Below are 8,527 nucleotides of genomic sequence, written 5' to 3' on the forward strand. Positions count from 1 at the left end.
TTTTTCCAAATCCGCAGGATTTCAAAATCTTTGCCACGCTTCCCGTACCTTGAAAGGCATCGAAACCATTCATGCTTTATATAAACGAAACCGAAGTCTTGGCTCAGACTTCAGTTTTTCGACATACAATGAATTACAGGAGCTACTAACAATCGCATAAAATGTACAACTTTTTGTTGGCACCACTTAACCTTAACAAAACTTCGCAACAAAACCGTTTATTTTTTCTTATACGTAGAATCAATTTTATATCCAATAAAATATTCCATTGTATTACTTTAATAATTAATAAAATCTTATATAAATATATTTCTTATATATATTATATATATAAAGATAAAACTTATATAGGACTAGTAAATATAGTCTTATCCTCACTATAACAAGGGATTTGAGTATGTTATAGCGTAAAAAATCATAAATAGCAGAATATAACAACGATAAATTAGGCATTAGTAAGATATAAAATCTACAAATAATCATAAATAAGATCACATAATTCTACATAAAAAATGAAACAAATTGATGCATTGTTACATATATTTATTCAAGTGCTAAATTTTCAGTTCATCCACTGTATGTCCACAATTTTAGATTATTTACCCACAAAATATTCACAATCTAGGCTAACTAATCAACATAATTAGAATTTTTCACATGACTCACATAAATATTGATGATTTTTGATAGATGAAGTACCAAAATCCCTTTATTTCAATAATAATTACATAAAACTATTCACATTAGGCTCTAATTATCTACTTATCCATGAAATTTATTATTTTTCTTATGATTTTTTGTAGGTATTTGCATGCATATTAGATAAAAATAACGTGTTTATTTAAACATAGATGTGGAAAATTAGTTAATTACAGTACAGTCTTGTATAGGAATGTATAAAAAAAGACTCTATTATGAATAGAATCGAGTAAATGTGTCTATGAGAAGAAATCAGTGAGGGGCTTTTATTTCATGGAATCAACACGAATAGCCCTCTATTTATATTTTTTTTCAAAAATAGAGAGCGGAGTATCGTTAGTTTGTTTCGATTACCTCAAGTACCTGTTCGGCTGTTGTTACATGAATACCAGCACGTACTAATTGTTCAAATGCACGCATAAAGGTAATCAAATTGAAGTCATCTGGTACTTCAATAACGCGAAGTGTTTCTTTAGGTAATCTATCTATCTTTTCAATGAACCATTCGCGAACATCACTCGGAATAAAGCGCTCTTTATGTCCTCTTGCTTTTAGAAGTTCACGTATTTCTATTTCTAAAGCCATATAAGCATTTAGATTTGTACCTTGTTCATAGGCGTATTTTCTAAACAATGTTTCTTCTTGATACTTTAAATAGTTACGGTGATACGATTTCTCTGTAACCGGTACAGCGAATTTGGACTTTAGTAACTCATTTGTTTTACGGAACAACTTTTTGATGTTTCGTAGAGAGTACATAGAGAAATGCAATCCGAAATCAAATACAGCTTGTTCTTTTTGCTCTTTTGGAACATGTTGTGTAATAAGAGGGTAAATACCTTCTTTTGCCGCTGTATCAAGGATTTGATATTGTGATGTTTGATTTAATAGTTTTTTCAGTGTATACACTAATTTACTTGGATATTCTTCATTACGATCTATCATGTCACGCAAGCTGCGAATGACACTTCGAATTTGTCGATGACAAGTATACTTAAGTACATGAATAAATTTATTCATGTCTTGTGCAAATTCACCTATATTCAGTTCTTGTAGCACAGATTCAATAAAACGAGCTTTCCGAGCATACGTAACCTTTGGAGTGAATGGATCTCGATACTGTACTTCTCCAGCTTCTTTTGTACATAAGAAATCTGTATGTAAGGATAGATATAACGTCGTATATCTTTTTGTATTTTTAACGCCTTTTTGTAACTTGCAAATTTTGAATAGGGGAGTCCCTGTACATGGTAATGCAGTTGTTAATTCTGTCATAACTGCACGGATTTGATGTGGGTATTTCTTATGTAAAAAGCGGTACATTCCACCAAAATGAGTTGTATTTCCTCTTTCATCCTGCTTGTCTAAGGAACGTTTAAGAGTCGTTTCACTGTGTTGTTGCATAGCAATGTCCAAGAATAGCTTCTTAGCCGCAACTGAAAGCTCAAAGAAAGCCTTAGTAAATACGACTGGGCTAATATACACATAGGAATTTGCCTTTTCAGTTTCTTTGTTCATAAAATGAGATAGCTTAATGGTATAGCGGCCATCTAATTCATTTTCAATTGTAATAATGTTATGTAAACTTAATTTCTTTAATGCAATATAGAATTGAGAATGCTGTATATAAGCAAATTCCTCTTTATATTGCTTGTAATCTTCCCACATCATATGTACTGTTACATTTGGAATAACCCCATTCGTGTAACATTTCTTGTGTAGATATAAAAAGACTTCTAAATCTGCATTTGTAATGCCATATAATTTATGTTTTCTTCCCATTGTTTCTGAAATAGCAGATAGTGTACGACGTGAAAAAGATGGTTTCGCTTGAGCCACAAAGCCGTCTACATCAGCAATACGTTCTTCATATGTCATATGATCTAGAATATCCTCAAGGTATGTATCTTTATAGCTGTAGTATTTTTCTTCAAAAGCTTCAACAAGTTTTTGCCAAGATTTCAATGTTACTAAAACTGCATTTGTATCTTGTCCATTTAGACTACGTTGATTACGAATAATAAATGATTGTCCCATCTTTTTCACCTCCTACAAATAAATCCAGAAATATATGCCAAAACACTATAAAATATACCAATTATGATTATAGCAAATCGAAATTTGATGAAATGTACCCCTTTAAGAGAAAAAATAAAAAGATGAAACGTGCCTGAATCCCTTGGCGCACAAGGGGTTTGGCGTTTCATGAAAAAAAGTTTTTGACCACCATATCGCTATAAAAGATTTCAAACGTGAAACATATATCGAATTTGTAAAAAAGCCTATAATCCTTGATTCTACAAGCTTTTTCATGTTCTTAATGTAAGAGTTTTTGCCATCATATAGCTATAACGTTTCATGTTTTAATATGTTTGTTCAACGTGTGAAATTCACATATAAATGTTGTTATATAGAGGGTTTTGAACTTCTTTTTAACAAGGAAGTGTTGCCGCCATATCGCTATACTCGTTTCATGTTTTTTAAAATTAGTTGCCACCATATCGCTATAAAAGATTTCAAACGTGAAACATATATCGAATTTGTAAAAAAGCCTATAATCCTTGATTCTACAAGCTTTTTCATGTTCTTAATGTAAGAGTTTTTGCCATCATATAGCTATAACGTTTCATGTTTTAATATGTTTGTTCAATGTGTGAAATTCACATATAAATGTTGTTATATAGAGGGTTTGGAGCTTCTTTTTAACAAGGAAGTGTTGCCACCATATAGCTATAACGTTTCAAGTTTTATATAGATATGGCCACCATGTAACTATAATGTTGTTATAATAACAAAAATCGTTAAATTGTTGAGTATAAAGAATTTCATGCTTTTTAGATGAAACTTAATATTTTTGTTCTGTAGTTGCCATCATATAGCTGTATGATGACAATTGGTCTATGACATAAGAGACAAGCAGAGGTTCTGTTGCGAAGTTTTATTAAGGTTAAGTGGTACCAACAAAAAGTTGTGCATTTTATGCGATTGTTAGTAGCTCCTATAATTCATTGTATGTCGAAAAACCAAAGTCTGAGCCAAGGCTTCGGTTTCGTTTATATAAAGCATGAATGGTTTCGATGCCTTTCAAGGTACGGGAAGCGTGGCGAAGATTTTGAAATCCTGCGGATTTAACAAAGCGTCGCTTTATATGTCTATGAGCTTGTTCGATACGATTGTTCAAATACTTGCTCGTATAATGAATAGTACGTGCATAAAAGCCTTGTTCTCTTAATTTGTTAAATGCGAAAAGCACCAGGACCTTACTAATACTTAAATTTTTTGTTAAATTTTGTATTTTTTGATTAGATTCTGTAGTATTGATTATAAATTAAAGATGTGCTGCTATTATAACGGCTTAACTTCTATCTGAAAGTAGTCTTCCACTTTTAAACGTGAAGGTGCGCCAGTGAAAGTGGAAGATGAATTTCGGTTAGGGTTCTGTTGCAAAGATTTCTAAACTGAGATAATCTGTAGAAAAAGTGTGAGCAGGAGAATGATATATGGGGTATTGTAAAGGAAAACAGTTTAAAAAGGATATTTTTTGGTAGCCGTCGGCTACTATTGTCGTTTTTCTTTAAGCTATCGTGATGTATCTGAAATCTTGAAAGAGCATGGTGTTTCGGTTCACCCAACAACCATCATGCGCTGGGTTCATGAATATGGAAACTTTATCTATCAAATTTGGAAGAAGAAAAATAAAAACGTTCAATTATCTTGGAAACTAGATGAAACCTATATAAAAGTCAAAGGAAAATGGTGTTATTTATATCGTGCAATTAATAAAGATGGACACACATTGGATATTCAACTTCGTAAAAAACGGGATCATCAGGCTGCCTATGCCTTCATGAAAAGATTAGTAAAACATTTTGGAGAACCTACAGTTCTCACTACAGACAAAGCACCGGCATTAATTTACGCATGAAAACAAGGATTTTATCAAACTACAATCCATTGTACAATCAAGCATTTAAACAATCTTATTGAACAGGATCATAGGCATGTAAAGAGACGTTTTGCCAAATCTGCAGGATTTCAAAATCTTCGCCATGCTTCACGTACGATAAAAGGTATCGAGACTATTCATGCCCTATATAAACAAAGGCGAAGTCTTCAAAGAGACTCCGCCTTTTCAACGTACAATGAACTTCAACAATTATTAGCTACTTCTTAAACAGTGCTTCTCATTTACCAACCTGTTTATGTTTTTTTCAAACTTTGCAACAGAACCCAAGCAGATCTAATCTAAAAAGTATAGTCTTTATCATTGATTGCCTAATGACTTTCTTGAATGAAGGGTATGGTGTAAAGTAGTAATTTTACAAATAGACATAGTCTTATATAATTAAAAACAAGAACACGACTGATTAAGTATTATTCCAAGTATCGTACGGTCAACAACCCCTTAACACCCTTACGGGTCGTTTGAAGTGGGGGCTTGCGTCTGTCGGAGTTCGACAGTGCTTCTACCCTCATAGAGAGCAACTACGCTTATTCCTACCCAGTAGTACGAACGAGCAATGCTCTCCTACCTTAGTATGGTGGAGCATAAGGACAGTTGACTTCGCCCCTACCACAAGAGCTATACTCCTGTGGTAACTACACCGATATGCTCAATTCCCTTACGGTGTAGATTCATCGCACCAATACGGTCATCATTTGATTGGTATTGGCAATTTTTACACTTAAAAGTGTGTAGCTTTTTATTACGATTCACTTTTTCAATGTTTCCACACTTAGGGCAAGTTTGGGAAGTATATTTGGGGTCTACCACAATTACCTTTTGTCCATTCAATTCAGCTTTATACTCAAGCATTTGACGGAACTGATAGAAAGCCCAAGACACAGAAACATAGCGGTTTTTCACTCGCACTTTTTCTGTCGCAGAACGAACACCTGTTAAGTCTTCTAAAACAAACATAGTACCTCTAGAGTATTCATCAACGAGTGCCTTTGTAATTTGATGGTTTACATCAGTTACATAACGGTTTTCTCTTGAGCCAATTTGTTTTAATTTCTTACGAGAAGATGGTGTTTGTCGTGTTTGTAATTGCTTACGAGTAGCTTTAAATTTACCACGCTTATGTTTAACAATATTTCCGTTGTAGAAAGTTGTTTTGCCTTGACTATCATAAGTGGTTGCAAGGAAGTTGATTCCTAAATCAACACCAACGATGTTGTTTACATCTGCGAAATCTAATGTTTGGTACTCTTTTGTCATCGGAATATGTAAGAACCACTTTTTGTACTTATGCACTAATTTAGCAGTACCAAATTTCCAAGTGCTGTTGAAGTATTTCTTCATAGCCTTACGCTCATAATTTAGTTTTAGGCGACCTTCAAGCGTGTTTACACTAAATTGGTTTTTGGTTAGTGAGTAATCTCGATTCCAGACTAAATCATATTCTGCAAGTTTGACGTCAATCAAAGACCATTCATGTCCATTTGATTTAGCCGACTTGTAACGAGCAATTACAGTTTTCATCACAGATTGAGCCATTTGACTTTTTAACCTAAATTGATTTCGTAAATCAGAATAATATAAGTTATTGAGATTTACTTGATTAAGGTTCTTTGTTTCAAATATGTGTTTTGATAACCAATTACAAGCCTTGCGGTAAGCGTTCGTTGTTATCTTTAGACTTTCAGCTTGATTATCGGAAACATGGATTTGTATTTTTGCAGTAATTGTAGGCATTATTTTCACCGCCTTTCACTAATTAAATTGTAACAGATTTTTAGTGGAAGCAAACAACTTAAATAGAGAAAGGAGGAGGCAGGGTGGAAGTTTCAGATACTTGATATGGTACGGAATCTTACGATTTTTAACGTACCATACCGTGTCTGCCGGCAATTCCTCCCCCCCCCTTATCGCTGGGCTATCGCCCTTCACACGATTGAAGTAGGGGTATCCTTGCCGATTTTAGATGAATTGTTATTACACACAGAAGATTCCGGTAACATTTTAGGTTTTGAGCTGTGTTGCCACTATATAGCTGGGATATTTCAAGTCTTATAGTATATATATCCGGTGGTTATTTTGTTAGGAGGTTTTTTATTTGGAGAAAGTATTGGTGTTGTTTAGTGATGCCCTTTTTCTTGCTGCTCCAATGTATGAAGAGAACAAGCAGCTATGGACAAAGTGGAATAAATATTATGATGAAGTACAAGAAAATCATGACAAATTAGTAACTTCAGCTAATATTTCTCCTTCATTTTCAGCACTTGTTTCTTGGTTAGGTCAGAAACAAGAACAAGGAATTTCATTATTGCATATATATGCAAATTTAGATAAATATAAAGTTGAGCTTCGAAATGTACTTGATAAGATAATAGAGCAAGAGTTTGAAGGAATGTCAGAAACAGTTGAAACGCCTATCTTATCTAATACAAAAGATAAGAAGGTAAAAGACCAAGAAACGGACATTACTGATGATTACTATCCTGTTAGTAATGACGCGGTATATTATCAATTACGTGATGGTATAGCCAAAAATCAATTTGAAGAAGATGAATTAGGAGCAGTACCTGTATTACCACTAGAAACTAAAAGCACAAGCGGAGTTGCTCAGCTTTCATCACATAAAGATGAAGATCTAAGATTAGTAAACACTAATGAAGCAGAAAGATGGTCAATACTAGTAGATGGTGTTATCAGTAATATGGATGATCTTACAGCTGATTGTCTAGATACAATAACGATACAGTGGCTGAATCAAGCGAAGTCTCCAGATGAGTTTATTGATTTCAGCTACGAGAATGTGTTGGATATGTGTAATATGCCAAAAGCAAGAGCAAACGGTATAGAGTATTATCGTGCAGAAGATAAAATCAAAATTGCTCAACGAATTGCTGCTTTAGCGAGTATCTTTATTTATTTAAATGATGATAACGAAGTAGTGGTTTTAAATGATCGTGCAGAAACTGGTAAGCAATTTGAAATGAAACGTGAAGTAATTAAAAGACTCTTCGTTTTAGATTCTGTAGTTCTTTGGAGAGATAAAAATACCAATGATTACGTAGGTATTGAATCTTGTAGAATAAAACCAGGTAGCTTTTTATCGATGTATTTATACGGTTCTAATAGTACAACAGCGTTATTATCTAAAAAAGCATTGGAGTACAATAGTTATCGACACAAATTCCATAAGCGACTAATTCGATACTTATCCTGGCAGTGGAGAATTCGCCAACAGTACAGCAATTTACAAAGACCCTATTCAATTGGTGGAGAAAAAGGACTATTGTCTGTAATGGGGATTAATATTGCGAAGGGACGTCCACATCGTATTCGTGAGCAATTAGAAAATGTGTTAATAGATTTAGAAAAAGAAAAAGTTATTTCACATTGGGCATACAGTGAGGAACTTGATGAATCCAGGATCGGAGAACGGAATTGGTTTAAAAATTACTACTCTAAATTAGGCATCACCATCTTGCCTCCTAAAGAGTTAATGGATAATATCGGTAGTTTGGTAAAGAAAAAGGTGATTGAAGCTCCGGATAAGCAAGAAAATAATTTAACCATCGATACGGTAAAGCATAGTATTGATGGTTCAGAGGATATGATTAGAGATAAAATTATGCACCAACACATGCGCAAAAATAGAACAATGCGCGAAATTGCAGATGAGATAGGATTATCTCCTGCTACGCTATCAAGATTTTGTAACAAGAAAATGAAACGTATCTCGAATAGCGTCAATAATAAATTAACCAAATGGTATGAAAGGCAAATCATAATTGAGTCTATGTAGGAAAAGGAGCGGGAACACTTTAAACGGGTTCCTGCTTCTTGTTTCCTTTTATATTTCTTGTACATAGATAT

General features: G+C 33.7%; 3 protein-coding genes and 3 pseudogenes. 3 read left to right on the forward strand and 3 right to left on the reverse strand.

Features of this window, described 5'->3' with window-relative positions; translation table 11 throughout:
• Nucleotides 1–160 (forward strand): annotated as a pseudogene (locus tag HRG09_RS29245) (IS6 family transposase); the annotation flags it as partial.
• A gap of 875 nt (nucleotides 161–1,035) precedes the next feature.
• On the opposite strand, the gene HRG09_RS27070 reads toward HRG09_RS29245, so the two are convergent.
• Together HRG09_RS27070 and HRG09_RS27075 are read right to left on the reverse strand one after the other, a co-directional pair.
• Nucleotides 1,036–2,736 (reverse strand): hypothetical protein, encoded by a 1,701-nt coding sequence (locus tag HRG09_RS27070; RefSeq protein WP_174103913.1) that lies wholly within the window; start codon nucleotides 2,734–2,736, stop codon nucleotides 1,036–1,038.
• A 961-nt stretch (nucleotides 2,737–3,697) separates the two neighbouring features.
• Nucleotides 3,698–3,952, reverse strand: a pseudogene (locus tag HRG09_RS27075) (DDE-type integrase/transposase/recombinase); the annotation flags it as partial.
• Nucleotides 3,953–4,199: 247 nt separating this feature from the next.
• On the opposite strand from HRG09_RS27075, the pseudogene HRG09_RS27080 reads away from it, so the two are divergent.
• Nucleotides 4,200–4,873: pseudogene (locus HRG09_RS27080) on the forward strand (IS6 family transposase).
• 408 nt (nucleotides 4,874–5,281) lie between these two features.
• Here the strand turns inward: HRG09_RS27080 and HRG09_RS27085 are convergent.
• Nucleotides 5,282–6,397, reverse strand: coding sequence for an RNA-guided endonuclease InsQ/TnpB family protein (locus HRG09_RS27085; protein WP_174103914.1), 1,116 nt, complete (start codon nucleotides 6,395–6,397; stop codon nucleotides 5,282–5,284).
• Between the two features lie 361 nt (nucleotides 6,398–6,758).
• On the opposite strand from HRG09_RS27085, the gene HRG09_RS27090 reads away from it, so the two are divergent.
• Nucleotides 6,759–8,456, forward strand: a complete 1,698-nt coding sequence (locus HRG09_RS27090; RefSeq protein ID WP_174103915.1) for a helix-turn-helix domain-containing protein — start codon at nucleotides 6,759–6,761, stop codon at nucleotides 8,454–8,456.
• Nucleotides 8,457–8,527 lie beyond the last annotated feature (71 nt).

It is taken from the genome of Bacillus sp. Xin1, from assembly GCF_013314535.1.
Taxonomy (GTDB): domain Bacteria; phylum Bacillota; class Bacilli; order Bacillales; family Bacillaceae_G; genus Bacillus_A.